The organism is Dokdonella sp. GW821-FHT11D02 (assembly GCF_058808595.1).
The window spans coordinates 2345130-2369801 of sequence record NZ_CM179520.1; the positions used below are offsets into that span (position 1 = coordinate 2345130).

Genomic DNA, 24672 nt, shown 5'->3' on the forward strand with positions numbered 1-24672 from the left:
GTCTCGAACTGTCCGCTGATCCGGCTTACGAGGCGACCAGCAGATCCTCGACGCGTGCCGCGCAGATCAGATCGTTCAGCGACAGGCCGCCGACATCGTGGGTGGAGTAGCGCACCACGCAGCGGTCGTAGTGGACTTCGAGATCCGGATGATGGTCTTCGCGGTGAGCGATCGAAGCGACCGCATTGACGAAAGCCATCGTGCGGAAATAGTCGGCGAAGCGGAATTCCTTGCGGATTTCGCCTTCGCTCGAATCGGTCTGCCAGCCCGGCAGAACGGCGAGACCGGCGCGGATTTCGTCGGCGGACAAGCCGGCATCCTTACCCTTGCGCGGCCGGCAGTGCTGCGTGCGCAGCGAGTTGAGGTCGATCATCGTCTAGGCTCGTAGCGAGCACGCATGGGAACGTGCGAGAGGCGAAGTATAGTTGCGGATGACGCGCGATCGATTCAGACCTAAACTGGTCCTGTATCGACGGAGCCGTTCCTGTCCATGGAAAAGCGCCGTTCCGGCCGCACCTTCCAAACATCCACTGCGGACCGTCCATGTCCGTAGAAGAGCGGCCACTCCGGCCGTCTTCTCAACGAAGAGCCTCTCATGATTTCGCTTTCCGCCACCGCGCAAGACCATTTCCGCAAGCTGATCGAGCAGCAAGCGCTGCCGGGGCTGGGCATTCGTTTGCGCGCGGTCGAGCCGGGCACGCCGCGCGGCGACTGTCAGCTCGAGTTTTCCGAGCCGAACGATCGCGACGGCAGCGAATGGGAAGTGGAATGCGAGGGCTACTCGCTGTTCGTCGAAGCGGCCAGCGTGCCGTTTCTCGACGGCGCGACGATCGACTACGACCGCTCGCCGACCGGCGGCCAACTCACCATCCGCGCGCCGGCGTTGCGCGGCTCGGTGCCGGGCGAGGATGCCAGCGTGGTCGAGCGCGTGCGTTACGTGATCGAGTCGGAGATCAATCCGCAGCTCGCCTCCCACGGGGGCCGCGTCTCCCTACGCGAAGTGACGGCGGAAGGCATCGTCGTGCTGCAGTTCGGCGGCGGTTGCCACGGCTGCGGCATGGTCGATGCGACCTTGCGCGGCGGTGTCGAACGCACCTTGAAGCAACGTGTGCCGGAAGTCAGCGGCGTCGCCGACGCGACCGATCACGCCAGCGGCACCAATCCCTACATGCGCAAGCGGGAATCGGGAGTGGAGAATCGGGACTCGCAGGGAAGCTGACGCGAACAGCGTCGCTTCAAACAGCGCAAGCTGCTATTCGAATCCCGAATCCCGAATCCCGGCCTCACTCGCCCTGCACGTGCCCGTGCAGATCGCCGATCTTGCTGCCCGGCAGGCTGGCGAAGTAAGCGGCGAGATTTTCGATGTCCTGATCCGACAGCGTCGTGACGAAGCCGGCCATGATCGGGTTCTTGCGCTCGCCTTTCTTGTACTCGTGCAAGGCGCGTGCGAGGTAGTCGCGATACTGACCGGCGAGGCGCGGATACTGCGGATCGGTGCCGGCATTGCCGTCGGCGCCGTGGCAGGCCTGACAGACCACAGCCTTGCCTTTGCCGGCTTCGATGTCGGGCGCTGCTGCGAAAGCGGTGCCGGTCGAGAGGGCGATCGTCGTGATCAACAGCGGTGCGAAGAAGCGCTTCATGTCGAGAACTGTCCCGGTACGGCCCGAACTCAGGGCGTGATGCTGGAGAGGTAAGAGGCGATGTCGCGGATGTCCTGCTCGGACAAGCTCTCGCCTTGCGCACGCATGGTCGGATGCGAACGCTCGCCCTTCTTGTACGCATTCAACGCGCCGACCAGATAGTCGTAGTTCTGACCGACGATCTTGGGCACGTGATAGTTCGGGTAGGCGTTCTTCCAGCCGGTGACGCCGTGGCAGCCGGAGCAGGTGTACACCTTGATCTTGCCGGCAGCGGCGTCGCCCTTTTCGACGGCGGCGGCGCACGGCAGCGAAAGGGTCAGCAAGGCGATGGCCAGCAAGGAAGCTCGGATCATGTGGGGTACCGGGTTTGATCGTGCGGACGTAAACCCCGCGAGTATAGCGTGTCGTTCAGAAATTCGGACCCGTTGCACCGCGCGGCGATGCTCTGCACGTGCAGCGCGGCGCGTTCGGGCGACAAATTGCCGCAACCTTTTCCGCACCTCGCGCATCTACTGCGGAACGTCGAGTGCGCACGCGCTCGTGACTACCGGCTCACGCAATCTTGCGCATGAAAGAGCAAGCTGACGATGCAACCTCGAAGCCGCGGATCGTGTCCTGGGAGATCGACGATCCGGTCAACGGCGTGCTTCGGGAATGAATTTGATGGACCGACTTCCGCTGCCTGAGCGGCAGTTGCACATAGATAGTGATGTAGTTTAGTATAACACCATATCAATTCCCCTCCGGACTCCAGTCCTATGCATCCGACTCGCATGCCAAGTTCCCTTCGCCGGGCGATCCATCGTGCCCGCTGGTCCGCGCTCGCCGCGGCGATCACCTTCTCTTTGGCGGCTTGCGGAGGCGGCGGGGCCGGCAAGGCGGCCGATACCGGCGCCCAGACCGCGATCCCGGTCGAAGTCGCTTCCGCCAAGCATCAGTCGGTGACTGCGAACTATTCGGGCACCGCCACATTGGAAGCGGTCGGCGATGCGCAGGTCGTGACGAAGACCACCGGCATTGTGTTGAAGATCCTGGTCGAGGAGGGGCAGCGCGTCGAAAAAGGCCAGCTGCTGGCCCAGCTCGACGACGACAGTGCGCGCAACAAGCTGGCGCAGGCGAGCGCGACCTACAAGAAAGCGCTGGCCGCCTATGAAAAGGCCGAGAAAGGCCTGGCGCTGAAGATCACCCCGCGCGCCGACTACGACCGCGACAAATACGATCTGGAAACGCAGAAGGCGGTGGCCGCCGGCGCGGAACTCGATGTGTCCTACACGCGCATCGTGGCGCCGATCTCGGGCGTGATCGCCAAGCGCTCGATCAAGCTCGGCAATCTCGTGCAGACCAACCAGAACCTGTTCCAGATCGTCGATATGGATCCGCTGGAGGCCGTGCTGAACGTGCCCGAACGCGATCTGGATACTTTGAAGCCCGGCCAGTCGGTGCAGATGAAGGTCGACGCGCTCGGCGGCAAGAGCTATACCGGCACGATCGCGCGCATCGCTCCGGTGGTCGAAGCCGCCAGCGGCACCTTCCGCGCGACCTGCCAGTTCCGCGACGAGACCGGTACGCTCAAGCCGGGCATGTTCGGCCGTATCGAAGTGGCCTACGACCAGCGTCACGACGCGCTCGTGGTGCCGCGCACGGCCTTGGTCGAGGAAGACGGCGAGAGCGCGGTGTTCATCATCGAGCCGGCGCCGCCGAAGGCGAAGTCGGACAAGCCCGAAGCCAAGAAGGGCAAGCCCGGCGAAGCGGTAGCGGCCGAGCAGGTCCAGCCGGCGGCGCCGAACTTCGTCGCCAAGCGCCGCCTGGTCAAGACCGGTTACGTCGAAGGCGATCGCGTCGAGATTCGCGACGGCCTCAAGGACGGTGAGCGCGTCATCACGATCGGCCGCAACGCCGTGCGCGACGGCACCGAGGTGCAAATCCTCGACGACGCCAACAAGCCGGCCGTCGCTTCCGCCGTCACACCCGGAAAAGCCGTATGAACCTGCCTGAGCTGGCCACGCGCCGGCGCGTCACCATCGGCATGCTGACGCTGACGATGGTGTTGTTCGGCGTGATCGGGCTTTTCGGCCTGAAGGTCAACCTGCTGCCGGATTTGTCCTATCCGACGCTGACGGTGCGCACCGAATACGAAGGTGCGGCGCCGCTTGAGATCGAGAACCTGATCAGCCAGCCGGTCGAAGAGGCGGTCGGCGTGGTCAAGAACGTGCGCAAGGTGCATTCGGTTTCGCGCACCGGCCAGTCCGACGTCGTGCTCGAGTTCGCCTGGGGCACCGACATGGACATGGCGAGCTTGGAGGTGCGCGACAAACTCGACACCCTGCAGTTGCCGCTCGAAGCGAAGAAGCCGCTGCTGCTGCGCTTCAATCCGTCGACCGATCCGATCATCCGGCTCGGCCTCACCGCGCAGGGCGAGACGACCGAAGCGCAGCTCAAGCAGCTGCGCCGCTTCGCCGACGACGATCTGAAGAAGCGCATCGAGCCGGTGCTTGGCGTCGCCGCGGTCAAGGTCGGCGGCGGCCTGGAAGACGAGATCGACGTCTCCATCGACCAGCAGAAACTGGCGCGCCTGGGCATCGACATCAACGACGTCATCACGCGTCTGAAGATAGAGAACGTCAACGCGTCCGGCGGCCGCATCGAGGAAGCCAGCCAGCGTTTCCTGGTGCGCACGATCAACCAGTTCAAGACGCTCGACGAAATGCGCGAGCTCCTGGTCAAGATCGACGGCAACGTGCCGATCCGCGTGAAGGACATCGCGGCGGTAAGCCAGAGCTTCAAAGAGCGCGAAGGCATCGTGCGCATCGACGGGCGCGAGGCGATCGAGCTTGCGATCTACAAGGAAGGCGATGCCAACACGGTCAGCGTCGCGACCACGGTCAAGGCGCAACTGGCCAAGCTGAAGGACAGTCTGCCCAGCGGCGCCACCCTGACCACGATCGAAGACCAGTCGATCTTCATCGAGCACGCGCTCAGCGAGGTCAAGTTCGATGCCTTGCTCGGCGGCGTGTTGGCGATCCTGATCATCTTCTTCTTCCTCGGCGATTCGTGGAGCACCTTCATCATCTCGCTGTCGTTGCCGGTCTCCTTGATCGCGACGTTCTTCTTCATGGGCCAGCTGCACCTGTCCTTGAACGTGATGTCGCTGGGCGGCCTCGCCTTGGCGACCGGCATGGTGGTGGACGACTCGATCGTCGTGCTTGAGAACATCGCGCGTCTGCGCGAGAAGGGCGTGCCCATACTCGAAGCGGCGGTGCGCGGCACGGCCGAAGTCGGCATGGCGGTGACCGCCTCGACACTGACCACGGTGGCGGTGTTCTTTCCGCTGGTGTTCGTGCAGGGCATCGCCGGCCAGCTGTTCCGCGATCAGGCGCTGACCATCACCTTTGCGATGCTGGTGTCGCTGCTGGTCTCGATGACCTTGATCCCGATGCTGGCCTCGCTGAAAGGACGTTCGCCGCTGGCCTATCGCGAAGAGCCACCCAAGTCGCCGCGGCCGTTGCCGAGCAACCGGATTTTGCGCGGCCTGACGCTCGCCGCACGTGCGTTCGGCGAATTCCTCGGCCACACCGTGCCGCGCGCATTCGCTTGGCTGATCGCCGCGATCGCCGGCTTCTGCGGTTTGGTGTTCGGGCGCGCGTTGCGCTTCGTCGGTCGCTTCGTGATCTGGCCCTACGATCGCGCCGCCGCGTTCTATCATCGCTCGCTGCCGAGCGCGCTGGCGCATCCGTGGCGGGTGCTCGGACTTGCGATGGCGGCTCTGGCCGGCACGCTCGCGCTGGTGCCGACGCTCGGCCTCGACTTGATCCCGCAGCTGGCGCAGGGTCGCTTCGACATGACCGTGACGCTGCCGCCCGGCACGCCGCTGGTGGAAACCGACAAGCTGGTCGCGCAGATTTCCGAGCGGCACGCCAAGGATCCGGGCGTCGCTTCGATCTACGGCGTCGCCGGTGCCGGCACGCGTTTGGACGCGAACCCGACCGAATCGGGCGAAAACATCGCGCGCTTGTCGATCGCATTGAAAGACGGTGGCAGCAAGGCGATCGAAGCGTCCGAGATCGAGCGTCTGCGCGAGGGCATGACGCGCGCCGACGCCGGCATGAAGTTCGCGCGGCCGCAGCTGTTCAGTTTCTCGGCGCCACTGGAAATCGAAATTCGCGGCTACGATCTCGACGCGCTGGCCAAGGGCGGACAGCGCCTGACCGAGCTGATGAAAGCCTCGCCGCGCTTCACCGACGTGAAGTCGACCGTCGAAGGCGGCTATCCGGAAATCCAGGTGCGCTTCGACCAGGACCGCGCCGCCGCGCTCGGCCTGACCACGCGCGACATCTCCGATCGCCTCGTGCGCAAGGTCAAGGGCGAAGTGGCCACGCGCTACGAATTCCGCGACCGCAAGATCGACGTGCTGGTGCGCGCGCGCGCTTCCGACCGCGGTAGCGTCGAGGACATTCGCAACCTCGTCATCGGCTACGTGCCGGCGCCCGGCACCGCTTCGAACGGCAACACCGGCACTACGGCGAGCAGCGGTACGTCTTCGTCGGCAACCTCCAGCGCGACCACCAAGGCGAACGAAACCGCGCAGTCGAGCAACGACACGCCGATCCGTCTTTCCGCCGTCGCCGACGTCGTCGCCAGCGAAGGGCCGAGCGAGATCCATCGCGTCAGCCAGGAGCGCGTCGCGATCGTGTCGTCGAACCTGCGCTATGGCGATCTGTCCAGCGCGGTGGCCGAAGTCCGCGACATCGTCGCCACCCATCCGCTCGCCGCCGGAGTGAAGACGCGCATCGGCGGCCAAAGCGAAGAGCTGGATTCTTCGGTGCAGTCACTGGTGTTCGCGCTCGGGCTCGCGATCTTCCTGGTTTATCTGGTGATGGCTTCGCAGTTCGAATCGCTGCTGCATCCGTTCGTCATCATGTTCTCGATCCCGCTCGCCGCGGTCGGCGCGATCCTCGCTCTCAAGCTCAGCGGCTCGGCGATCTCGGTCGTCGTGTTCATCGGTTTGATCATGCTGGTCGGTATCGTGGTGAAGAACGCGATCGTGCTGATCGATCGGGTGAATCAACTGCGCGAGGCCGGCGTTCCCAAACGCGAAGCGCTGGCGCAAGGTGCCGAATCGCGTCTGCGGCCGATCGTGATGACGACTCTGTGCACCTTGATCGGCTTCATGCCGCTTGCGATCGGCGTCGGTGAAGGCGCCGAAGTGCGCGCACCGATGGCGCTGACGGTGATCGGCGGTCTGGCGGTTTCGACTCTGCTGACCCTGGTCGTGATTCCGGTCGTGTACGACTTGCTCGATCGCCGCGGCGACGAGTGGTACGTGCAACGCGGCCTGCGCCATCGCAAGAGCGTCGAGAGCTTGGCCGAAACCGACGTCGCCGGAGAGCCTGCATGAACCTCGCCGAGCTCAGCCTGAAGCGTCCCGTCACCGCGATCATGTTCTTCGTGTCGATGGTCGCGGTCGGGCTGATCGCGGCGTTCCGGCTGCCGCTCGAGCAGTTTCCGAGCATCGACGTGCCGTTCTTGTTCATCGAGATCCCGTACCCGGGATCGACGCCGACCGAGATCGAACGCACGCTCGCGCGACCGGTCGAGGAAGCGCTGGCGACGCTGCCCGGCATCAAGCGCATGCGCTCGACGTCGGACGCCGAGTCGGCGCAGATCATCATGGAGTTCAAGTGGGGCGAGAACGTCGCGATCAAGGCGGTGCAGGCGCGCGAGAAAATCGATGCGATCCGCGCCGACCTGCCGTCCGATCTGCAGCGCTATCACGTGCTGAAGTTCTCCACCACCGACGATCCGATGCTGCAGCTGCGCATCGCCAACGAAGGCGGCGACCTCGCCAACGCCTACGAGCTGATCGAGCGCGAGATCAAGCGTCCGCTCGAGCGCATTCCCGGCGTCGCGCGCGTGGACATTTCCGGCATCGGCAAGCCGGAAGTGCAGATCGAGCTGTCGTCCGATCGCTTGAGCGCGCACAACCTCAATCTCGACGATCTGTACAAGAAGCTCGAGAAGGCGAACTTCGCCGTCTCCGCCGGACAGATCAGCGCCGGCGGCAAGCGCTTCCGCGTGCAGCCGCAAGGGCAATGGAACGATCTGAACGACATCCGCTCGGTGCCGCTCGACGCCAAGGGTCTCAAGCTCGGCGACATCGCCAATGTCACCCTGCGTCCTGCACGGCTCGAATTCGCGCGCCGGCTCGACGGCAAGCCGGCGGTCGGCATCGACATCTTCCGCGAGCGCAATGCGAACCTGGTCGACACCGGGCGCCAGGTGATGGAGGAGGTCAGGCGCATTCAGGCCTCGAAGGAACTCAGCGGCCTGCAGGTCTACGCGATGGAGAACCAAGCCGACAGCGTGACCGGTTCCTTGCGTGAACTCGGCAGGGCCGGCCTCGAAGGCACCTTGATGTCGGTGCTGGTGCTGTTCTTCTTCCTGCGCGACTGGCCTTCGACTTTGATGGTGTCGCTGGCGATTCCGATCTGCTTCGTGATGACGCTCGGCTGCATGTACTTCCTCGGCATCAGCTTGAACGTGCTGTCGATGATGGGTCTGTTGCTCGCCGTGGGCATGCTGGTCGACAACGCGGTCGTGGTGGTCGAGAGCATCTATCAATATCGCGAGAAGTATCCGGATCGAGCCTGGTATTCCGCGGTGCAGGGTACCCAAGCAGTCGGTATCGCGATCGCCGCCGGCACGCTGTCGAGCATCGTCGTGTTCCTGCCCAACATTTTCGGCGAGACCAACGACATCTCGATCTTCCTGGCCCAGGTCGCGATCGCGATGTCGATCGCGCATCTGGCTTCCTGGCTGGTCGCGGTCAGCTTGGTGCCGATGCTCGCTTCCAAACTGCCGCCGCCGAAATTCCTCGGTCGCGAGAGCGCGATCTCGCGCCTGCGCGAGCGCTACGGCCGCGTGGTCGAGTGGACCTTGCATCATCGGCGCTGGACCGTCGCGGCCGTACTCGGCCTGGTCGTCGCCAGCGTGATACCGATCACGCAGACCAAGTCGAATATGTTCGACGACGGCGAATCGCGCCAATTGCGCTTGTGGTATCAGCTCAACGCGAACTACCGGCTGCAGGACCTCAAGCCGGCGGTGCTGCAGGTCGAGAAATTCCTCGATCAGAACCGCGAGCGCTTCGAAATCAAATCGGTCTACACCTGGTACAGCGAGCACGGCGAGGCGCAGACGCGCGTGCTCTTGACCGACGCCGGTGGCGGCGCGCTCCAGAATTTGATCGATCGCGTGCTCGGTCGCGAAATCAAGAAGCAGCGGCCGGTCTCCGAGATCAAGGAAGACATCCGCAAAGGCCTGCCGCAGCTGGCGGTCGGCAAGATCGGTTTCGATTTCCGCGGCGGCACCAGCGGCGGTGTCGACATTTCGCTGGTCGGCGATTCGATGGAGCAGTTGAAGGAGCTCAGCACCAGCGTGCTGCCGGTGTTGTCGCACCTGCCGTCTCTCCGCGACGTGCGCACCGAGAAAGGCAATGGCGACCGCGAAGTCGCCGCGCAAGTCGACCGCATCCGCGCCAAGCAATACGGGTTCGACGCGCAGAGTGTGTCGAACTACATCCAGATCGCCCTGCGCGGTATGCCGCTGAAGGACTTCCACGCCGGCGACCAGCAGTTGTCGACCTGGCTGCGCTTCCAGGGTGCCGACACGCAAAGCCTGGCCGGTCTGTCCGACTTCAAGCTGCGCGCGCCGGACAACACGCAGATCCCGCTGCTGTCGATGCTGCGCACCGACACGCGCGAAACGCCGTCGGCGATCGAACGCGTCGACCGCATGACTGCGCTGAAGATCAATGCGAATCTGGCCGAAGGCAAGACCATGCCGGAGGCGCGCGAGGAAATCACCAAGGCGATGAATTCGCTGGCGCTGCCGCCGGGTTACCGCTGGAGCTTCGGCGAAGGTTTCGATCGCGACGAGAACGCCGGCCAGCAGATGCTGTTCAACACGTTGATCGCCCTGGTGCTGGTCTACGTCGTGATGTGCGCGATGTTCGAGTCGCTGATTTTCCCGGCGGCGATCCTGATGACCTTCGTGTTCTCGATCTTCGGCGTGTACTGGCTGTTCTGGCTGACCGGCACGACCTTCTCGATCATGGCCGCGATCGGCGTGCTGATCCTGATGGGCGTGGTCGTCAACAACGGCATCGTAATGATCGTGCACATCAACCAGCTGCGCCACGAAGGCCATCTGCGCACCGAGGCGCTGGTGCTCGGTGCGAAAGAGCGCTTGCGGCCGGTCCTGATGACGATGGCGACGGCGATCCTCGGCATGCTGCCGCTGACCTTCGCCGGCGCCGAAGCCTGGAGCAACGGCCCGCCGTACTTCCCGATGGCGCGCGCGATCGCCGGCGGACTGACTTTCTCGACCATCGTCACTCTGCTCGCGCTGCCGTGCATCTACTCGCTGCTCGACGATTCGCGGTTGTGGGCACGCAGCGTGATCGCCGACGCACGCGGCGGTCGTGTGCGCCGCGGCGCGGTCGCTGCTTCTGTGCCGTAAACGTATCGGCGCCGATCGCTCGATCGGCGCCGCGTTTGAACCTGCCGCTTACGCCTCGTTATTCGTCGCTGTGATCGCGTTCACAACTCGGCGTAAACACCATATTCGGTGAGGATTTTTTCCAATTGACAGCCTTTTGCGGCGGGTCCAGTCTAATTGGGCGGCGCCTGCTCAAGAGTGCCCGTTCGTGTACTGATGTCGTTTCGAGTGCGGCTCCGCGATTTCCAATAAAAACGCTCGGTATCTCGCAGTTCTCTTTGCGGAGAACGGTGATCGGCCGAATCTCATTGGATCACACTGGAGGAGTAACGCCATGCAACAGAACGACGAAGTGGTTTCGGGCTGGCTCGAAGGCAGCGACAGCGTCGACGGCTGGGAAAATCCCGCAGGTCCTCTGTACGTCGAGGGCGAGCAGGCGATGGAAGGCGCGTTGAACGAAACCGAAGTGTTCGGTTCGGTTGGCCCGAGAACGACGGCGACGTGCTCGAGCTGCTCGTTCACCGGCGGCTGCTGCTGCTGTTGAACTCGTTTGCGCCGGCACGCAGTCGCCGCGAGCATTCCGACTGCGTGCCGACGTTCACGTCCCGCTGCATTCGCGCAATCCATAAAATCCCAATCGCATGACGGACGCCATAACGCCGAACGCCTTCGCGCCCATCATCGATCGATTCACTGCCTCTCAACGCCACGCATTCGGTATCTTCATCGAACGATGCTCCGATCGTTTGGATGCGCAAGAGCGCGAGTTGATCCAGGGCAATGTCGATCACGCCTTGCGCGCGAACGCGCAGCTCAAACTCAATCGAGTGCTGCTGCTGGAACTGCACGCGGCCAAACGTGCCGGTGAGCTGACTGCGGCGGACGATGCCTCGCGTTTCGCGCAATTCCTCGAGCGCGCCTCGTCGCCCGCTTTCGACCAGCATTTCGATCGCCGCTACCCACCGCTGCGGCAACGCTTGCAACATCTGCTCGATCGGCAACGCGTCGCGCTCGAAGCGATGCTGCAGCGCTTGCTCGACGATCGCGCTGCGCTGGCGCCTTTGCTCGGCGGCCCCAGCGGACGCCTGCTCGAAATCAGCCTGGGTCTCGGCGACCTGCACGCCGGCGGCCAAAGCGTGGCGCGACTCAAATTCGAGCGTGGCCAGCTCATGTACAAGCCGCGCTCGCTGCGTGTCGACGCGGCACTCGACAGTTTTCTCGCCAAGCTCTTCGACCACGCGGACGCGCGCATTCGCGTGCCTGCCGTGATCGACCGCGGCGACTACGGCTGGGCCGGCTTCGTCACGCATCACTATTGCGAAGGCGATGACGAGTTGCGCGCGTTCTATCGCGGACTCGGCCACTGGCTGGCGGTGTTGCGCCTGCTCGGCGGTACCGACATTCACCAGGAAAATCTGATTGCGGCGGGGCCGATCCCGGTCGTCATCGACGTCGAAAGTCTGTTCGTACCCAATCCGAACTGGAAGGCGTCGCCGTTCGGCCACGCCTACGATCTGGCCCTCACCTTGGTGCGCGGCTCGGTGCTGCGTACTGGCATCGTGCCGTTCCGCTCGCAGGCACTCGGTTTGGACAACGTCGACATCTCCGCCGCCGGCGGACTGCCCGACCAGCAGCCGACCGTGCATCTGCCGGTGATCGTCGAAGACGGCACGCCGCAGGCGCGCATGCGCATCGTCGACGTCGAGATGGCACCGTCGCAGAACCACCCCGATCCGCGTCCGCAAGTGTCCGCGTATTGGGACTGCATCAGCGAAGGATTCTTCGAGGGGACTCGCCGTCTGCAGCGTCTGGACGCGAGCGGCGAACTCGCGCCCTTGCTCGGCGGCTTCGTCGGCTGCCACGTGCGTCAGATCCGTCGTTCGACCACGACCTATGTCGAAATCGGCCGCATGCTGTGGCATCCCGCCTCGCTGCACGACGAAGCCAAGGCGATCGAGCGTGCGCGCAGCCTGCTCGCCCGCGGCGGCGCGCTCGATCCGATTGCACCGTCCGACCCGCAGGAGATCGCCGGCGAAATCGAGGCCATGCGCTACGGCGACGTACCGATCTTCGGTAGGCGGCTTGGCGCGGCCGACGTCGACAGCGTGCTGACGGATTGGCGCAGCATGCGCGTCGAGCTGGAAGAGCTGACCATTCGCGGCGCGCTCGTCGCGACTGATCTGAACCGCCACATGGACGATCGCATCGAGAGCGAGGAGCGCCGCTTCGCCGCGCGCCGCCCACACGCCGATCAGCTCGAGCAGCGCCGGCGCCGACTCGCTGCCGAAATGGTCGAACGCATGCTGCAGGCGGCCGTGCGCGGCGACGACGGCTCGGTGACCTGGATCAGCCCGGAGATCACCAAGGACGGCTGGATGATCCGTCCGTTGCAGCCGGGTATGTACTTCGGCCTCGGCGGCGTCTTGATCGCTCTGGCCGGCTATCGGCACGAGGTCGAACGCGGCAGGGCGGATGCGGTCGCCGGCATCGAAGAGGCGTTCGATGGCGCGCGGCGCGTGCTCGAAGCGATGGAGGCCACGCAGAAACCGACCACGGTCGGCGGCTTCAGCGGCTACGGCGCGCAGATTTGGACTTGGCTGACCCTGGCCGATTTGATGCGTTGCCCGCGCGCGCTCGCGCAGGCGGTCGCGCGCGCAGAAGCCTTGCGTGCGACAGGCTTGGACGTCGGTGAGGCGCAGTTCGACCTGATCGACGGTTACGCCGGCTTGATCGTGCCGCTGTTGGGCTTGGCCGAAGCGAGCGGCGATCGCGCATGGATCGAGCTGGCCGCGCAGGCCGGCCGGCGCCTGGAAGCGGGCGCGATCGTCGACGATCGCGGTTGCCGCTGGCCGACACGCGCCGACAATGCGCCGGTCGGCGGTTTCGCGCACGGTACTACAGGCATCGCCTGGGCGCTGACGCGGCTGATCCTCGCCGGCGCCGGCGAGGAAGCCGATCGCGTGCGCTGGCGGAAGCTCGCCGAAGGCGCGTTCGCGCTCGAAGAATCGCGTTACGACGAAAAACTCGGCAACTGGCTCGACGCACGTGAGCAGGACGGCGGCGATGCGTTCAACATCTGGTGCTATGGCAGCGTCGGCCTAGGTCTCGCCGCCACCGATCTGTATGCGCGCACCGGCGATGTTCGCCATCGTCGAACGCTGCGCCGCGCGGTCGGTGCCGCCGGCGACAAGTGGGGCATCACGCACACGCTTTGTCACGGCGATCTGTCGCTGTGGGAACTCCTGGTGCGTGCCGCGTCGGTCGACGGCGAGGGCTGCGCGATCGAGCGTGACACGCCGATCGCGCAGGTCGTCTCTTCGATCGAGGAACACAACGGCATGGTCGGCGGCCTGACTCGCGCCGCCTTCACGCCGGGGCTGATGACTGGCCTCGCAGGCGCGATCCACAGCCTCAATCGCATGCACCCCGACTGCGACCTGCCGTCGCCCTTGCTGCTCGAGCGAATGAATCGGGCCGCCTAGCGACGGCGGCGATTCATCAGGGCAGGGTGGCCACGGCGGCCTCGAACGCGCGCTCCAGGCGCGCGTCGAGCGCAGCGTCGGCCGCACCGAGTTCGCTCCAGCGCGTCAGCAGCACCGCCAGCTCCTGTTGCGGCTGGGTCGAGGCGCCACCGCGCAAGCGCGCCGAAAGCCGTTCGACCTGCAACGCGCGCCGGCGCTCGCGATCTTGCGCGGGCGAGTCGACGCCGGCGAACATTTCCAGTTCGATCAACGCATCGATCTGCGCGTCGGCGTCGCCGTCCGGCGCCACCATCGCATCGTCGAAACGGCTCTCGAAACGCCGGTTCAGGGCGGCGCCTGCGATGTCGCTCGCGGCAGCAGCGTGCCAGCGCTCGCGCAACGATTCGTCGGCCGGCGCCGCGTGTTCGGCCTCGCGGCACAAACGGTAGCGCGCCAGCCAATGCGCGAAACGGGCGTGACGCGCAGCGCGTTCGCGGTTCGCGGCAGCGTCGCGCAGACGCGCGCGCGCGGCGTCGAAACGTTTGCGCAAGGCTTCGTCGGGACGGCCGAGTGCATCCCAGGCCGCTTCGATGCGCGCTACCGCCGCGCGCTCGGCGTTGGCCGCATCGTCGGCGAGCGTTTCGAGTTCGGCGCACAAGGTTTCGGCCTGGCCGCGCGCTTCGACGTCGCGTGCCGAGCGTTCGGCGCGCTCGCTGTCGAGACGTCCGAACACCGCATCGAGCGCGGCGCGGAAGCTCTTCCACTGCGCTTGGTCGCGGTCGCGCCGGCCATGGCCGATCGCTTGCCAGCGCTGCTGCAGCTCGCGCGCTGCCGCGACGGCGCCGCGTTGCAGCGTCGGCTCGGTCAGCGCCTGCGCGCGTACGATCAGGGCTTGCTTGGCGCTTGCGATGTCGTCGTCGTGCGCGGCGATGCGTGCATCGAGTGCGGCCAAGCCCTGCTTCAAGCGCTCGGCCAAGGCCTTGCGCTCGCGCGGCTCGACGCGGTCGAGGTCGCGCAACGCCGCCGCGACCTCACGTCGCGCTGCAGTGGCCGCCGGCGCCTGCGCACCTTCGGCCGCATGAACGATGGCGCGTTCGAGCACTTCGCCGATCCGTTGAGCCTGCGATTCGCGCAGCTCGTGGCGTTTCTTGAAATAGGCGCGCGCCGGTGCCAGTGCGGCGCGGCTGGCGGCGTGGAAGCGGCGTGCGAGCGCACCGTGGCGCGTCGATTCGGGACCTTCGATGGCGTCGAGACGGTTCCACTCGGTCTGCGCGTCGCGCACGCGCACGGCGACCGCGTCGGGATGCAGGCCGGCTTGCGCCAGCGCTTCGATGTCCTCGCACAGCTGGCGGCGGCGCTGGCCGTCGGCCCAGAACTGCCAGCGGTGGAGTTCGGCGTAGCGTTGCTCGGCGGCGGCGAGCTGTTGCGCCAGCGCGCGCGGCAGCGGCGTTTCGCTCTGCCGGCGCAATTCGTCGACCTCGGCTTTGCGCGCATGCGCCTGTGCGCTGGCGCCGCTTTCGAGCGCAGTACTGAGCGCCGCGAGTGCGGTTTCAAGACGCGCTTGCTGCGCCTGTTGGCGTTCGCGTTGCAGCTGACGTTCGCTGTTCACGCTGTCGAGCGAAGCGACGAATCGCGCTTGCGCGATCAGTTCGTTGAGCGCGGCCGGATCGGCCGTGGCTTCCGCCTCGGTCGCAGCGGAATCGGTTTCCGTGTTCTCCACGGAATCAATCGGAGCCGGCGCTGCTTCGACGGCAGGCGGTTCGATCGGCGGCTGCGGCACCACGCGCTCGCTGCGGCTCGCGACGAGCAGGCCGCGCGCCGTTTCGTAGCGTTGCCGCAAGCCGGCGCCGATGCGCGATTCGATTTCGTTCCAACGCGCGGCGATTTCGTCTTCCGCCGCGCTGCCGCGCGGCTCGCGTACGAGCTGTTCAAGCCGCTCGCACAAGCTGCGCGCGCGTTGTTCCAAGGTGGCGTCGTCGCCGCGTCCGATCCGCAACGCCTCGATGCGTTCGCGCGCGAGGCGGTTGATCTGCTTGTCCGACTTGCGCGCGCGTTCGGCCAGACGCAACAGCTGCGCCTCGTCGTCGATGCGTTCGAGTGCGGCGGCGCGCACCGTGGCGTCGGCGTCTTCGAGCGCGCGCTCGGCATGCAGGGCAGGGCGCTGACTGCGCTGCAGCGCGGCCAGGCGCAGCTCCGGTTCGCGTGCGCGCCGCGCCAGATGTTCGATCAGCTCGGCCTCGTCCTGCGCCTTCAAAAGGCGCAGGCGATCGGCCAGCGCGGGCGCCCCCGCATGCGTGCCGGACATCAGCTCGAACCACAGCGCACGTGCCTGCCGACGCACTTCGGCATCGGCATCGTCCTGCATCAGGCCTTGCACCAGGCCGGGATCGGCCAGGCGGCGCATCGCAGCGATGCGCACGCCGGCGTCGGCGTCCTCGCGCGCGAAGCGTCCGAGTTCGGCCTGCAGTTCGGATTCTTGGTCGTGCGCGACCGCGGCGCGGCGTACCGCGGGGTCCTTCGACTGCCAGCGCGGTTTGCTCAGGAATGTAGGTAGTTTCATAGGGAATCGAGAAGTGCGGCCGGGCCGGCCTTTTGACTTTCGCGATCAGGGACGATCGCACCGGTGAGTATTCAAAAAAGATTCTTGATGATGCGGAATCCCGCCACGTAGCTGCCGATCATCGTGCCGAGCGTGACGAACAGGAAGTTCAGCAGCGTGCGCGCGATCCGATTCTTCCACCAGCCGCTCCAGTGCGCGACGTCGTCGCGCAGGCTGTCGAAGTCGGCCACGCGCGGCCGGCGCAGCCAAGCTTCGACGCCGGCGCTGAACGCCGAAGCGGGAATGCCGGGCCGGAACGGTTTCAACGGCGCTGCGATGAAGGCGACCAGCACGCTGAGCGGATGCGCGGCGGCGGCGATCGCGCCGAGTGCGGCGAAGCCGCCGCTGAACAGGACCCAAGTCTGCAGCGCTTCGATGCCGCTGCGTGCGCTGCGCGTGAAGGCGTAGCCGATCGCCGCAGCGATCGCGACGAAGGCCGCCGCGGCCAGCCACTTGGGCCAGGAGGAAGCCGGCGGCAGCCGCGACAGTTTTTCGAGCAAAGGCTGCGGAATCTCGTTCTGCTGCGCGAGTTCTTTCTCGATGCCGCTCAAGTGACCTGCGCCGATCACAACCAGCACGCGCTTGGCCGTACTCTCGGCGGCCTCTTGGCGCAGACGCGCGGTCATGTAGCGGTCGCGCTCGCCGATCAGTGCGTCGTACAGCGGCGGCGATTCGCGCGCGAACTCGTTGAACATGCTGCCGAGCAAGTCGCCCTGCTTGAGCTTTTCGATCTCGTCTTCGCTGACGTCTTCGCGCGTGAGCAGGCCGGCGCCGAGGCCGCCGACGATCGACAGGCGGTCGAGCAGACCGACGCTGCGATAGGCGCGCTTCAAGGTCACGCCGATCTCGCGGTCGATCAGCCAGATCGGCAGCCCGCGCGAGTCGGCACCTTCGATCGCCGCTTTCATTTCGGCGCCCGGCTCGATGCCGAACTGTTCGGCCAGACGGCGCTGGAACGCCGACAGCGCGAGATTCGCTGCAACCAAGCCGGCCTTGCCCTGGCGGATCACCTGGAACAGATCGAGCTTGCGGAAGGCTTCCGGATCGCGGATCGACTGGTAGCGCGGGTCGCACAGCTCGACCGCGACCGCATCGAACGACTCGCGTTCGAGCAGCGCATGCACGGCGTCGACGCTGGCGCGCGACACGTGCGCGGTGCCGAGCAAGACATATTCGACTTCGCCGCGTTTGACGCGCGCGATCGGTTGTTCGGCCAGCGCGTCGGCGCCGGAATCGAGGGAGGACATCGGCGCGTCGCCGGAGACGGAGGCGTTCAATCGCGGAACCGCTTGGTCAGGTCGGCGTAGGCGTCGATGCGGCGATCGCGCAGGAACGGCCAGATGCGGCGCACGTTTTCGCTGCGCGCGAGATCGATCTCGGCGAGCAGCAGTTCGCGCCCGTCGATCGCCGCGCTGGCGAGGAATTCGCCTTGCGGTCCGGCGACGAAGCTCGATCCCCAGAACTGAATACCGCGTCCGCCGGCGGTCTCGCCCGGCGCCGCTTCGAAGCCGGTGCGATTACAGGCCAGCAGCGGCACGCCGTTGGCGACCGCGTGCCCGCGCTGAACGGTGATCCAAGCATCGCGCTGGCGGTCTTTTTCGTCCTGCGCATCGGCCGGATCCCAGCCGATGGCGGTCGGATACAGCAGCAGCTCGGCGCCGGCCAGCGCCATCAAGCGTGCAGCCTCCGGATACCATTGGTCCCAGCAGACCAAGACGCCGAGGCGGCCGACCGAGGTCTGCACCGGCTCGAAGCCGAGATCGCCGGGGGTGAAGTAAAACTTCTCGTAGAACGCGGGGTCGTCGGGAATGTGCATCTTGCGATAGCGGCCGGCGATCGCGCGCGAACGGTCGAACACCACGGCGGTGTTGTGATACAGCCCGGCCGTGCGGCGTTCGAACAGCGAAGCGACCACGACCAGGCCGAGTTCTTCGGCGAGCGCGCCGATGCGTTCGGTGCTGGGCCCCGGGATCGATTCGGCGCGATCGAATTCGTCCACGCTCTCGTGCTGACAGAAGTACGGTCCGTTGTGCAATTCCTGCAACAGCACCAGCTCGGTACCGGCCGCGGCGGCGTCGCGCAAGCCGGCCTCGATCGCATCGAGATTGGCCTCGCGGCTGCCGCGGTCGGTTTCCTGCAACAGGGCGACCTGGAGGGTTTTTTGTTTCATTTTGTTTCGTGGTGTTTCGGAGCCCGCGATGGTAGCGCGGATCGATGTCCGCGGTTCGCGTGCCGCCCTTGTCGCTCGTCGGCGAGCGGTGTAGGAAGGAGGCTGGCACAGGGTCACGGGATATGACCGTACTACACGTCCTGATCGTCGCCGATTCCAGTCAGGCGCGGCGCATCGAAAAGCCGCTGCGCAGCTGTGGATTGGCCTTGGCGGTGCAGCACCGCGAAGACCTCGCCGCCGCGCTCGAGCGCGTGCGGGCGTCGTTCTGCGAAGTGCTGCTGCTGGCGTCGCCGTACGCGGGCTCGGACGGTCTCGATGCGGTGCGGCAGCTGCGCATGCTTTCGCCCGACAGCGCGATCGTGATGGTCACCTCGCGCATGGACGAGCGCTTCCGCGTCGCCCTGCTCGACGCCGGCGGCAGCGATTGCATCGGTCCGGACGAAGTGGAAGTGCGCATCCTGCGGCGCGTCCTGCGCAACGCGGCCTCGCGCCGGCGGCTCGAACGCGACATGCGCCTGCGCGAGGCGCAGTTGCGCACGCTGTTCGACCTGAACCCGCATCCGATGTGGGTGTACGACGCGCGCACGCTGCGCTTCCTCGCGGTGAACCAGATCGCCATCCGCTTCTACGGCTATACCGAAGAAGAATTCCTGGCGATGACCATCGCCGACATCCGCGTGCCGACGGAAGGCGAGCGGCTGCGTTCGCACATCGCCTCGGGTCTGCCGCCGCACCATCCGGAAGGTCTGTGGCGCCATCTGGATCGCAACGGCAACGAATTCGAAATGGAGGTCAGCGCGCAGGCGGTGCGCTTGTGGGGGCCGCACGCGCGCCTGGTGCAGGCGCGCAACGTAACCGCCGAGCGCCACGCGATTCGCACGATCGAAACCAGCGAACGGCGCTTCCGCGACCTGTTCGAGCACAGCGCCGGCTACATCTGCATCCACGATCTCGACGGTGTCTTGCTGGCGGTCAATCCGGCCGCCGCCGCGTCGATCGGACGCACGGTGGCGGAACTGCTCGGCCGAACCTTGGGCGAGCTGCTCGGCCCACGGCTGCGCGCCGAAGCGGAGGATTATCTGCGGCGCATCGCACAGGCCGGCGCGGACGAAGGCCTGATGCGCGTACGCGGTGCGAACGGCAGCGAGCGCTTGTGGCAATACCGCAACCGCGTGTTCACCGACGCCGACGGCGTGCGCCGGGTGATGGGTTATGCGCAGGACATCACCGAACTGCGTACGGCCGAGCGCGAACGCGAATTGAGCGAACGGCGCCTGCGCACGATCGCCGATGCGCTGCCGTTGATGATCGTTTCGGTCGATGCCGAGCAGCGCATCGTCTTCGCCAACGACGCCTACCGGCGCAAGCGCCAGAGCGAAGGTGAGATCGTCGGCCGTACCTTGCGCGAGGTGCTCGGTGAAGCGCGCTATCGCCATCGGCTGCCATTCCTGCGGCGCGCGCTGCGCGGCGAGCGAGTCACGTTCGAATACGAGGAAGAGGAGGGCGAGCAGGTGCGCAGCACCGAGACGACGCTGATTCCCGAACTGAGCGCGGATTCGGCCCAGGTGATCGCCGTGCACGCGATGCTGCAGGACGTCACCGCGAAGAAGCGCGAGGAGCGGCGCCTGCTGCATCTGGCGCGGCTGGACACGTTGACCGGGCTGCTCAATCGCGGCGGCTTCCACGAGCGTCTCGACAACGCGATCGCGCGTGCGCGCGACCAGGATTCCTTGCTTGCGCTGCTCTATCTCGACGTCGACCGCTTCAAGCAGATCAACGACACCCACGGCCACGCCGCCGGCGATGCTTTGCTGCGCGCCTTTGCGGCGCGTTTGGCCGACAAGGTGCGTGCCTCCGACGTGGTCGCGCGGCTCGGCGGCGACGAGTTCACCGTGCTGATCGAAGCGATCTCCGACGCGCGCCACGCCGAGCGCATCGCCGGCAAGCTGGTCGGCTCGATGCGACGGCCGTTCGAGTTGCGCGGCGAAGCCTTGATCACTTCGGTCGGCGTCAGCATCGGCGTCTGCCTGTGCCGCGGCGGTGCGCTCACGGCGAAAGAGATGTTGGTGCGCGCCGACACCATGCTGTACGCGGCCAAGCAGGCCGGCCGCGGCACCTTCCGCATGACGGTCGCGCAGCCGGCCAATGCGGCGGGCGACTTCGGACAGCGCCGCGGTTGAACCGGCTCAGCGCGCCAGCACGCCGGCCGGCAGTTGCATGGTCAGGCAGTGCACGCTGCCGTTCTGCCAGATCAGCGGGCGTGCATCGACCGCAACGACTTCGCGCTGCGGATGCGCTGCGGCGATCACTTGCGCGGCGGCGGTGTCGGCCGGGTCGCCGTAAGCCGGCATGATTACGGCGCCGTCGACGATCAGGTAGTTGGCATAGGACGCGGCGAGGCGGCGATCCTCGTCGACGATGGCGCGCGCCCACGGCAGCGGATGCAGGCGATACGGGCGGCCGTCGCGGGTACGCAAACGCTCGATCTCCTCGCGCATGCGCGCGAGCTCTTCGTAATGCGGGTCGGTCGGATCGTCGCAGGTCTGGAACACGATCGCATCGTCCGGCGCGAGACGCGCGAGAGTGTCGATGTGCGCGTCGGTGTCGTCGCCTTCGAGATAGCCGTACTCGAGCCAGAGCACGCGCTCGGCACCGAGTGCGTCCTTCAGCAACGCGTCCATTTGCGCACGCGTCATGTCCGGGTGACGCTGATGCAGGCAGCGCCAGGTGGTCAAGAGCGTGCCGGCGCCGTCGGATTCGATCGCGCCGCCTTCGAGCGCCCAGTCGATGCGGCGATGATCGGCCGTGCCGAACAGGCCGCGCGCGACCAGGTTCTCGATCAGACGATCGTCGCGACCGCCCTCGAACTTGCCGCCCCAGCCGGTGAAGCGGAAATCGACCAGGCGAAAATGCGTGCCGTCGACCAGGGTCAGCGGCCCCGAATCGCGCAGCCAGGTGTCGTCGTAGGCGGTTTCGACGTAGCGCACGCGCGTCGTATCGACGACCGGTGCGAGCAGGGCGGCGGCGCGGGCGCGCACGGCGGCATCGGCGACGCAGATCAAGAGCGGCCGGAAGCGCCCGATCGCGCCGGCCAGGCCGACATAGGCGGCTTCGATACGATCGAGACGGGCGGCCCAGTCGGTGGCCGCGTGCGGCCAGGCGATCAGAACCGCATCCTGCGGCTCCCACTCCGCAGGCAGGCGAAAACGCTCGCTCATCGACTCAGGACTTCGGTCGCGCGGCGCCGTCGCGCACGCTGTGGATCACGCGGCTGCGCTCGAAATAGACGGTATAGCCCTGGTAGCGCCAGCGGTTGATCGGCGGATGGCGCGGCGCGTCGCCGCCGGCGGTCGGCAGCTTTTCCAGCGGCGCGCCGTAACGGCGTTCGACCTCGGCCATGCTGAGGCCGCGGCCGGGCAGGCTGCTGGCCGAGCGCGAGGCCTTGGCGTTGACGTCGAGGCTGTCGGCATGGGCGGCCGGAGCCGGCAGCGAGGCCACGCAGAAGGCCGACACCGTCGCGAGAACGGACTTCACAAACATGGCGCAGTCCCCTGTTCTGGTTGAATAAAACGAGATGACACAGCGTTCGGACGCGGACTTTGTAGCAGAAGCCTGCGGACGGTTCCATGACCACTCCCGCAATTGCCGGTTCGGCGCTCAGCGCGAGCGCGAAAGGCGGCGATCCGCCGGCAGCCCGGACCGTGTCGAGCCGGCAACAAAAAGGGCCGCAGAGCGGCCCTTTTCAGCAATCCGGCAGCAGCGCTAGCTCAGCGCTGGCGAGCCTTGAAACGCGGATTGCTCTTGCAGATCACGAACACCTTGCCGCGGCGGCGCACGACCTTGCAGTCGCGATGGCGCTGTTTTGCGGACTTCAGAGATGACAACACTTTCATGGGACGCCTCGCGGACGGTTTCTGGACACGGAAAACGCGGAATTGTAAGGAAATTCCTGGGCCGTGCCAAGCCCACGAGCGAATTTTCGTCGCGGCGAGCCCGCGATCGACAGCGACGCTTGCCCGCGCATGCCTTGATTCCGCGCCGAATATCCTTAGCGTAGCGGCATGCCCAAGGTACTCACCATCGAAGACGACGCGGTCACCGCTCGCGAAATCGTGGCCGAACTGCAGAGCCGCGGCAACCAAGTGGACTGGGTCGACAACGGTCGCGAGGGGCTGGAGCGCGCGGTCGGCGGCGCCTACGACGCGATCACGCTCGACCGCATGTTGCCCGAGCTGGACGGTCTCGCCCTGGTCACGTCCTTGCGCAAGGCCGGCGTGCAGACGCCGGTGTTGATGATCAGCGCGCTCAGCGACGTCGACGAGCGCGTGCGCGGCTTGCGCGCCGGCGGCGACGATTATCTGACCAAACCGTTCGCGCCGGACGAGATGGTCGCGCGCATCGAGGTGCTGCTGCGCCGCCACCAGGCGACCGAGCGCGAGACCGTCTTGCGCGTCGGCGACCTGGTACTCGACCTGATCGAACGCAGCGCGCATCGCAGCGGGAAGGAGCTGGAACTGCTGCCGATCGAGTTTCGTCTGCTCGAATTTCTGGTACGCAATTCCGGCCAGGTGTTGACGCGCACGATGATCTTCGAGGCGGTCTGGGGCTATCACTTCGATCCGGGCACCAACGTGATCGATGTGCACATCGGCCGTTTGCGCAAGAAGGTCGACCCGACCGGCCTGCCGCAGCTGATCGTGACCGTACGCGGCTCGGGCTACATGCTCGGAGTGGCTTGATCGGCCCGCGGCCGGCGCCCATGTGCTGGCGCACAGGATGACGGGCCGACCTCCGCAGATACGCGTGCACGCGGTTTTGCGGAGGTGTGGATATCATGCGATGCATGCGCAATGCGGTGGGGGCATCCCCTTGAAACTCAGCGACCATTGGCGTTCGGCGACGGCGCGCCTGATCTTGATCTACGGCACGTTCTTCGTGGTCTGGAGCAGCCTGCTGATCGGCCTGGTCTACTGGGAAACCTCGCGCTACCTCGAGCACATCGTCGACGAAATCGTCGAGCAGCGCGCGCACTACCTGACCACGATCGAGCGCGACCGCTTGCCACAGGCGCTGGAAGCGACCGGTGCGCTCGACCTGCGCGGCGTGATGTCGCTCGGCCTGTTCGGCGCCGACGGCTCGTATCTGGAAGGCAACATCGAAAAAGCGCCGACCGACCTGCCCGCCGACGGTCTCATCCGCGAGCTGCCGCAGGGGCTGCAGCGCGCCGGCCGCGATCCGCAGCGCGCGCGCGGCCTGGCCAAGCGGCTGCCGAGCGGCGAGCTCTTGGTCATCGCACGCGACACCAGCGTGATCGACCGCGTCGGCACGATCCTGCGCCACGCCTTGTTCTGGGGCCTGACCCTGACCGTGATTCCCGGGCTGATCGGCGGGCTGCTGCTCAGCCTGCGTCCGATGCGGCGCGTGCGCGAGATCGAAGCCGCGGTCGCGCCGATCGCGCGCGGCGACCTGCATCGGCGGCTGCCGGTGTCCAAGCGCGGCGACGAGGTCGATCTGTTGGCCGGCATCGTCAATCGAATGCTCGGCGAAATCGAGCGCCTGATCGGCGAAGTGAAGGGCGTGTGCGACAACATCGCGCACGATCTGCGCACGCCGCTGACGCGGCTGCGCACCCAGCTGCATCGCTTGCAGCAGAAGGGCGACCAGTGTGCGGACCGCGGCCCGATGCTGGAGCGCTGTGTCGGCGACGTCGACGCGCTGCTCGACCGGTTTCGCGCGCTGTTGCGCATCTCCGAGCTGGAAGACCTGCGTCGCCGCGCCGGCTTCGGCAGCGTCGACCTCGGTGCGACCTTGCGCCAGGTGCACGAGCTGTACGCGCCGCTGGCCGAGGACCACGGCATCGCGTTTCGCGTGGAGACGCCGACGCATACCTCGGTGCATGCCGATCCGCACCTCTTGTTCGAGGCGTTCAGCAATCTGGTCGCCAATGCGATCAAGTTCACCCCGTCCGGCGGCAAGGTCTGCGTGCGCACCAGCATCGAAACGCAGGGCACGCGCGTGGACATCCTCGACAGCGGGCCGGGCATTCCGAGCGAGGAGCGCGACATCGTGCTGCAGCGTTTCTACCGCAGCGAGCGCGACCGCGAGCTGCCGGCGCAGGGTTACGGTCTCGGTCTCAGCATCGTGTCGGCGATCGTGCGTCTGCACGGGTTCCATTTGCAGATCGGCGACAACGAGGGTGGCGGCGCGAGAGTCAGCGTACAGTGCTGGACGCGGCCGATGGCGACGTCCTCGCTGCTCTGACCCTACGGTCGCGTAGGTAAGCCGCGGCAAGAGTAAAGAATTCTT

At 66.2% G+C, this 24672-nt stretch carries 19 protein-coding genes; 9 read left to right on the forward strand and 10 right to left on the reverse strand.

The window, feature by feature from the left end; translation table 11 throughout:
* Nucleotides 1-25: 25 nt before the first annotated feature.
* On the reverse strand, nucleotides 26-373 hold the full coding sequence (locus AC3QL3_RS09875; protein WP_492898493.1) for a 4a-hydroxytetrahydrobiopterin dehydratase: 348 nt from the start codon (nucleotides 371-373) through the stop codon (nucleotides 26-28).
* A gap of 222 nt (nucleotides 374-595) precedes the next feature.
* Between AC3QL3_RS09875 and AC3QL3_RS09880 the strand changes: the two genes are divergently transcribed.
* Nucleotides 596-1219 (forward strand): NfuA family Fe-S biogenesis protein, encoded by a 624-nt coding sequence (locus tag AC3QL3_RS09880; RefSeq protein ID WP_492898495.1) that lies wholly within the window; start codon nucleotides 596-598, stop codon nucleotides 1217-1219.
* A gap of 64 nt (nucleotides 1220-1283) precedes the next feature.
* Here AC3QL3_RS09880 and AC3QL3_RS09885 read toward each other — a convergent pair whose 3' ends face one another.
* Nucleotides 1284-1640, reverse strand: coding sequence for a c-type cytochrome (locus AC3QL3_RS09885; protein WP_492898497.1), 357 nt, complete (start codon nucleotides 1638-1640; stop codon nucleotides 1284-1286).
* Nucleotides 1641-1669: 29 nt separating this feature from the next.
* Nucleotides 1670-1993: a c-type cytochrome gene (locus AC3QL3_RS09890; RefSeq protein ID WP_492898499.1), complete on the reverse strand. Its 324-nt coding sequence runs from the start codon at nucleotides 1991-1993 to the stop codon at nucleotides 1670-1672.
* Nucleotides 1994-2413: 420 nt separating this feature from the next.
* Between AC3QL3_RS09890 and AC3QL3_RS09895 the strand changes: the two genes are divergently transcribed.
* From AC3QL3_RS09895 to AC3QL3_RS09910, 4 genes are all read left to right on the forward strand, one after another.
* The gene (locus tag AC3QL3_RS09895) at nucleotides 2414-3625 is read left to right on the forward strand and encodes an efflux RND transporter periplasmic adaptor subunit (protein WP_492898501.1); all 1212 of its coding nucleotides are present in this window, start codon (nucleotides 2414-2416) and stop codon (nucleotides 3623-3625) included.
* Nucleotides 3622-7035: an efflux RND transporter permease subunit gene (locus AC3QL3_RS09900; RefSeq protein WP_492898503.1), complete on the forward strand. Its 3414-nt coding sequence runs from the start codon at nucleotides 3622-3624 to the stop codon at nucleotides 7033-7035. The genes AC3QL3_RS09895 and AC3QL3_RS09900 overlap by 4 nt, the downstream gene beginning before the upstream one ends.
* Nucleotides 7032-10157 (forward strand): efflux RND transporter permease subunit, encoded by a 3126-nt coding sequence (locus AC3QL3_RS09905; RefSeq protein WP_492898505.1) that lies wholly within the window; start codon nucleotides 7032-7034, stop codon nucleotides 10155-10157. The genes AC3QL3_RS09900 and AC3QL3_RS09905 overlap by 4 nt, the downstream gene beginning before the upstream one ends.
* Before the next feature lie 313 nt (nucleotides 10158-10470).
* Complete coding sequence (locus tag AC3QL3_RS09910; protein WP_492898507.1) at nucleotides 10471-10680, forward strand: DUF6229 family protein; 210 nt, start codon at nucleotides 10471-10473, stop codon at nucleotides 10678-10680.
* Here AC3QL3_RS09910 and AC3QL3_RS09915 read toward each other — a convergent pair.
* Nucleotides 10655-11122, reverse strand: coding sequence for a hypothetical protein (locus tag AC3QL3_RS09915; protein WP_492899017.1), 468 nt, complete (start codon nucleotides 11120-11122; stop codon nucleotides 10655-10657). The two genes, AC3QL3_RS09910 and AC3QL3_RS09915, sit on opposite strands and share 26 nt — an antisense overlap.
* On the opposite strand from AC3QL3_RS09915, the gene AC3QL3_RS09920 reads away from it, so the two are divergent.
* Nucleotides 11006-13618, forward strand: coding sequence for a type 2 lanthipeptide synthetase LanM family protein (locus tag AC3QL3_RS09920; RefSeq protein WP_492898906.1), 2613 nt, complete (start codon nucleotides 11006-11008; stop codon nucleotides 13616-13618). The genes AC3QL3_RS09915 and AC3QL3_RS09920 overlap by 117 nt on opposite strands.
* Before the next feature lie 16 nt (nucleotides 13619-13634).
* Here the strand turns inward: AC3QL3_RS09920 and AC3QL3_RS09925 are convergent, their stop codons facing one another.
* The 3 genes from AC3QL3_RS09925 to AC3QL3_RS09935 all read right to left on the reverse strand — a co-directional run bounded on the left by AC3QL3_RS09925 (nucleotide 13635) and on the right by AC3QL3_RS09935 (nucleotide 18366).
* Nucleotides 13635-16157: a DUF349 domain-containing protein gene (locus AC3QL3_RS09925; protein ID WP_492898509.1), complete on the reverse strand. Its 2523-nt coding sequence runs from the start codon at nucleotides 16155-16157 to the stop codon at nucleotides 13635-13637.
* Nucleotides 16158-16228: 71 nt separating this feature from the next.
* Nucleotides 16229-17443, reverse strand: coding sequence for a TraB/GumN family protein (locus AC3QL3_RS09930; protein ID WP_492898511.1), 1215 nt, complete (start codon nucleotides 17441-17443; stop codon nucleotides 16229-16231).
* Nucleotides 17444-17469: 26 nt separating this feature from the next.
* Nucleotides 17470-18366, reverse strand: a complete 897-nt coding sequence (locus AC3QL3_RS09935; RefSeq protein WP_492898513.1) for a carbon-nitrogen hydrolase — start codon at nucleotides 18364-18366, stop codon at nucleotides 17470-17472.
* 44 nt (nucleotides 18367-18410) lie between these two features.
* Between AC3QL3_RS09935 and AC3QL3_RS09940 the strand changes: the two genes are divergently transcribed.
* The gene (locus AC3QL3_RS09940; RefSeq protein ID WP_492898515.1) at nucleotides 18411-20546 is read left to right on the forward strand and encodes a sensor domain-containing protein; all 2136 of its coding nucleotides are present in this window, start codon (nucleotides 18411-18413) and stop codon (nucleotides 20544-20546) included.
* Nucleotides 20547-20552: 6 nt separating this feature from the next.
* Here the strand turns inward: AC3QL3_RS09940 and AC3QL3_RS09945 are convergent, their stop codons facing one another.
* From AC3QL3_RS09945 to ykgO, 3 genes are all read right to left on the reverse strand, one after another.
* The gene (locus AC3QL3_RS09945; RefSeq protein WP_492898517.1) at nucleotides 20553-21584 is read right to left on the reverse strand and encodes an agmatine deiminase family protein; all 1032 of its coding nucleotides are present in this window, start codon (nucleotides 21582-21584) and stop codon (nucleotides 20553-20555) included.
* A 4-nt stretch (nucleotides 21585-21588) separates the two neighbouring features.
* Entirely contained in the window at nucleotides 21589-21906 is a 318-nt protein-coding gene (locus AC3QL3_RS09950) for a hypothetical protein (protein ID WP_492898519.1), read from the reverse strand.
* 227 nt (nucleotides 21907-22133) lie between these two features.
* Nucleotides 22134-22259: a type B 50S ribosomal protein L36 gene (gene ykgO / locus AC3QL3_RS09955; RefSeq protein WP_008215056.1), complete on the reverse strand. Its 126-nt coding sequence runs from the start codon at nucleotides 22257-22259 to the stop codon at nucleotides 22134-22136.
* 168 nt (nucleotides 22260-22427) lie between these two features.
* On the opposite strand from ykgO, the gene AC3QL3_RS09960 reads away from it, so the two are divergent.
* Nucleotides 22428-23105 (forward strand): response regulator transcription factor, encoded by a 678-nt coding sequence (locus AC3QL3_RS09960; RefSeq protein WP_492898522.1) that lies wholly within the window; start codon nucleotides 22428-22430, stop codon nucleotides 23103-23105.
* A 130-nt stretch (nucleotides 23106-23235) separates the two neighbouring features.
* Nucleotides 23236-24627: a sensor histidine kinase gene (locus AC3QL3_RS09965; protein WP_492898524.1), complete on the forward strand. Its 1392-nt coding sequence runs from the start codon at nucleotides 23236-23238 to the stop codon at nucleotides 24625-24627.
* Nucleotides 24628-24672 lie beyond the last annotated feature (45 nt).